This is a genomic window from Idiomarina sp. UBA3162, from assembly GCF_002364475.1.
Lineage (GTDB): Bacteria > Pseudomonadota > Gammaproteobacteria > Enterobacterales > Alteromonadaceae > Idiomarina.
Genome location: NZ_DEYI01000106.1, coordinates 4,557 through 9,543, shown reverse-complemented (window position 1 = coordinate 9,543; position 4,987 = coordinate 4,557). Strand labels below are relative to the sequence as shown.

Genomic DNA, 4,987 nt, shown 5'->3' with positions numbered 1-4,987 from the left:
GGTAAAATCGACGGGCTTATACGCACCGTATCCCATACCCACAGCGGTATTTGCACCATTGATGCTATTCAGATAAGTAATCGTGGAAACATCTTCCGGCTCATTAAAAAAAGAAACCGGTAAAGTCATTCCGTCGTACAGAAACGCTTGATAAGGCGCGATGGGTTTCTGTAAGAAGTTATTGTTTGTATTCGCCGCTAACGAATTAACGATAAATTCGTATTGTGCAGGTGTTAGCTCCTCAACTTCTTCGATATCCGTAATACCAAGGCTGGCAAGCTGTGCCGCTGTTAATTGGCTTAAATCAATGTCGACATTGGTCGGAAAGCTTGAGATACCTACAATGAACCCTTGCTCGTTCATGTCACGCGGAAAGCTACTACGGAAGTTATCTGCCGTTGCAATTTCTTCAATCGAAAAAGTGTCGGCGGCTGCAGTGGTACTGCAGGCTGCCAATACGCTCGCTACCAATAAATGCTTAGAAAATGGTTTCATCACGGTTAACTACTCTGTTTTGATAAATTTTCGAGTTCTTCCCAACGCTCTAAGTAGCTCATCAGTTGCTCTTCAAGAGCCCCTGCCTGCTCCATCACGGGCTGCGTGACATCGATGGGTTGAGAGAAAAACTCCGGTTCATTCATTTGTTGCTGCAGTGTTTCGATATCAGTTTCTGTCTGTTCTATTTTTGCAGGCAACTCATCGAGTTCTCGTTGTAACTTGTAGGATAACTTTTTCTGCTTAGTTACTGAACCCTTGTTGTTACTTTGTTGTGTAGACGGCTTGTCAGACTCTTTAGGAGTCGATTTGGTTCCATAATCAGGTGAACTTTTACGCGCAAGATAGTGTTCAATCTCAGAAAAACCACCAAAAATCTCGGTGATCTGACCCTCACCCTCAAATAACAAAACGGAGGTCGCCGTATTATCCACGAATTCACGGTCGTGGCTTACCAATAACACTGTGCCCTCGTAGTCGGCAATAATTTGCTCAAGTAACTCGAGCGTCTCAATATCCAAATCGTTGGTAGGCTCATCGAGTACCAAAATATTGCTTGGTTTGAGCAGTATTTTGGCCAATAGCGCGCGGTTGCGCTCACCACCGGATAAAGCACGCACCGGCGTGCGCGATTGTTTAGGGCTGAATAAGAAGTCCTGTAAATAACTTAGGATATGGCGGGGTCGACCTTGGAATACGATGTCTTGTTTACCATCACCCACGTTATCCATTACTGACTTCTCAGGATCGAGTTGCGATCGGTGTTGGTCAAAGTAGGCTACTTCTAGGTTAGTTCCGAGTTTAATAGCGCCGGCATCAACACGCTGTTCACCCAAGATAACTTTAATCAGTGTACTCTTACCGCATCCATTCGGACCGACAAGCGCTACCTTATCGCCACGTTGTAACAGCAAGTCGAGATCATGAATGATCGGTTTATCAAAACTCAATTCAACGTGCTCGCCCTCAAACACGCGCTTGCCAGAACGCTGCGCCTGATTAACTTGCATCTTCGCACTGCCCTGCAACTCGCGTCGTTGTGCCCGCTCTTTACGCAATTGCTGCAATGCTCGTACACGGCCTTCATTGCGTGTACGGCGGGCTTTAATGCCTTGCCGAATCCAGGTTTCTTCAGCCGCAAGCTTCTTATCAAACTCTGCATTTTGCGACTGCTCAATCTCCAGTAGCTCCTGCTTCTTCGCGATATAATTATCGTAGTTACCAGGAAAGGACGTTAAATGGCCACGGTCTAAGTCAACGATACGAGTTGCGAGTTTGCGTATGAAAGCACGGTCATGGCTGATAAATAAAATAGCGCCATTAAACTGCAGTAGCTGTTCCTCAAGCCACTGCACCATGTCGACATCCAAATGGTTGGTAGGCTCGTCGAGTAATAGTACATCGGGGTCGACAACGAGTGCCCGAGCCAACGCGACACGTCGCAACCAACCGCCAGATAGCTGTGACATAGATACATCCGCTGGCAGACTTAAACGAGTTAATACTTGCTCGATACGTGTCGCAAATTGCCAGCCATTTTGTGCATCAATTTGAGTTTGCAGGTTATCGAGCGCTTTCATCATTTCATCACTCGGCTCATCGGCAATCATACTCGATAAGCGATTAAATTCATTAAGCTTTTCACCCACATCGGCAAGCGCCTGAGCAACGTAATCATAGACTGACATTTCTAACTGTGCGGGCGGATCTTGAGGTAAACGTGTGACGACCGTATCGCCTACATATTGTACCTGACCGTCATCAAGATTGATTTCTTGGTCAATGACTTTCAATAAAGTCGATTTGCCCGCCCCATTACGACCGACTAAACACACTCGCTCGCCAGCCTCTAATATAAATTCAGCATGATCAAGAATGGCATCAGCGCCAAAAGCCAACTGCGCATCCTGAACGCGTATCAAACTCATGATTCAATAAACTCCTTTGCCTTTTGCGCATCAAAAGGCCAACGCAATTCGTTATCATCGACATCAACCAATACCGGCACGAGCCAACCATACTCTTTTTGAAGCGCTTCATCGGTGCTTATGTCGACCACACCTAATTCTATGGGCTCATCCAGGTCTAGTTGATTAATGAGCAATAATGCCTCGTTGCACAAAGGACAATGAGGCTTAGTTAGTAAATAGAGCACGCTTCCGCCTAGTATTCTTTACTAATAATGAAGTAGTGATGAATGCCCTTATGACGTTTGAAGTCTTCTGGGATTGAGGCATCCGTTTGGTTATTGACCGAATAACCTGCTTTATCTAACCCTTCTTCATCAATTTTAAATTTCTTACGGTTATTGGAGAACAAGATCACCCCACCTTCGTTTAGCAAACGGCCAGCCGTTTTGATTAAACCTACGTGGTCGCGCTGAATGTCGAGTGTACCGGTCATGCGTTTTGAATTACTGAATGTAGGTGGATCGATAAAAATAACGTCGTAACGTCGATCATCACGCTGATCGCGCATCCAGGTAAAACAGTCCGCCTGAATAAACTCGTATTGTTCACCCCTTAAACCATTTAAATCGAAGTTACGCTCGCCCCAAGCAAGATAAGTCTTTGACATATCGACTGATGTGACAGAATGCGCGCCGCCAAGTGCCGCTTGTACAGAGGCAGTACAGGTGTAGCTAAATAAGTTCAGCACATCGAGATCTTCGCACTTATCAAACAGCTCCTTTCTCACCAAGCGGTGGTCGAGGAATAAGCCCGTATCCAAGTAATCCGTCAAGTTGACCTCAAACTGAGCACCGTACTCTTGTACATTAAAAATCACGCTGTCTTGTTTCTGACGATTGCGACGCTCGTATTGCTCTTGTCCTTTCTGGCGTTTACGTACTTTGAGTACGATATTGCTTGAATTAAATGGCAGTGTCTCAGCGACCATTTCCACTAGGTGCCAAAGACGATCAGTCGCAACGGCATCAGGAATCGTTTTCGGTGGTGCGTACTCTTGTATCACTAAGTGATCACCATAAATATCAATCGCTGCGTTATATTCCGGCAAGTCAGCATCGTACACCCGCCAAGCGTCTAAACCCTCTTTACGCGCCCATTTCGAAAGTTTAGAGTAATTCTTTTTAAGTCTATTAGATAAATCTTCAGATTGACTTTCTGTAAATTCAACTTGCTCTTTAGTAAGGTCGAAAAGTGCCAGCGTGGTGGCAATAGGACCATTCATAAAGGCATATTTTTTATGGCTCCGTAACTTTAATCGCTTCAGCAGGCTTTCATCTCCCGCCAGTAGCGCAACCTGCCAACCTAAAAATGATTGCTTTAACTGACGACCAAAACGGCGATATAGAAGCAGTGTCTCAACCTCTTCACCTAGGCGTTCACCATACGGCGGATTGGCAATGAGTAAGCCTTGTTTAGCAGGTGCTTGGATATCCAACGCATCAGCTGTATCAAACTGAATAAATTGACCCAATTGGCAGCGTGCGGCGTTTTCTTTGGCAATACCAATGAGCTTAGGGTTCATGTCACTAGCATAAAAGCGTGCTGTCATTTCATTACGGCCGGTTTTAAAGCGCTGTTCGGCCTCCTCAAGCACGCTGTGCCATACGCTACGGTCATGCCCGACCCAGCGCAAAAAGCCCCAGTCACGGCGATTTAATCCAGGTGCTTGGTCAGCCGCCATCATGGCCGCTTCAATAACCAATGTACCCGAGCCACAGAACGGATCAAGAATGACGGGTTCATCCTGCTCTAACTGCTGCTGAATCCCAGCACGCATCAGCACTGCTGCGGCAAGCGTTTCACGTAAAGGCGCCTCACCCTGTTGTTTACGGTACCCACGTTGATGCAATCCGCCACCGGAGAAATCAAGTGACCAAATGAGCTCATTTTTGTGGTAACGCGCATTAACGCGGATATCGGGTACTTGCTTATCAACATTGGGGCGTTGTGCATTTCGACCACGGAAGAAATCAATGATACCGTCTTTAACGACCTGAGCACCAAACTGGGTATTGCGTATTTCCTCATTGGTGCCATGAAAATCCACCACAAAGCTGTGCGTGTCACGCATTACCTGAGTCCAGTCGTAGACGCTAATCGCTAGCTGAATCTGCTCTGCGTTTAATGTCTCTGCACGACCTAACTCCACCAGCACGCGACTGGCTAACCGAGACCACAACGCGATGGTGTAAGCGAGCTTCAGTTCCGAATCCACATAGCATCCAGCTTGAGTCACCGTAATTGACTGCGCACCCAGTGTTTTTAGCTCAGTTTCTAGTAATTGTTCCATGCCCTTCGCGCAGGATACAAATAAACGCAACATAGTTTATTCCATTCAGTAATTTGCTCGCGATTATAGCGTTTCTGGGTCAATGTGTCTTTAAAACCCTGTGAACTGAACAAAGGTTGTTCGGTATGTGTGTTTTTTATGCATTTGAACTGTATATTTGAAAAAAGCGCTTGCGTAAGCATGAGGACGTGTATATTATGCATCCCACATCGGACGCGGGGTGGAGCAGTCT

4 protein-coding genes are annotated in these 4,987 nt (G+C 46.2%); all 4 read right to left on the bottom strand.

Features of this window, described 5'->3' with window-relative positions:
- The coding region (locus B2X00_RS12355) for a DUF3466 family protein (RefSeq protein ID WP_290487963.1) at positions 1-495 on the bottom strand (495 nt) is incomplete at its 3' end.
- Positions 496-500: 5 nt separating this feature from the next.
- Entirely contained in the window at positions 501-2,423 is a 1,923-nt protein-coding gene (locus B2X00_RS12350) for an ATP-binding cassette ATPase Uup (RefSeq protein WP_290487961.1), read from the bottom strand.
- Positions 2,420-2,650 carry a glutaredoxin family protein gene (locus tag B2X00_RS12345; protein ID WP_290487959.1) on the bottom strand — a complete coding sequence of 77 codons (231 nt, stop codon included), beginning with the start codon at positions 2,648-2,650 and terminating at the stop codon, positions 2,420-2,422. Before B2X00_RS12345 ends, B2X00_RS12350 begins: the two co-directional genes overlap by 4 nt.
- Before the next feature lie 8 nt (positions 2,651-2,658).
- On the bottom strand, positions 2,659-4,788 hold the full coding sequence (rlmKL, locus tag B2X00_RS12340; RefSeq protein ID WP_290487957.1) for a bifunctional 23S rRNA (guanine(2069)-N(7))-methyltransferase RlmK/23S rRNA (guanine(2445)-N(2))-methyltransferase RlmL: 2,130 nt from the start codon (positions 4,786-4,788) through the stop codon (positions 2,659-2,661).
- Positions 4,789-4,987 lie beyond the last annotated feature (199 nt).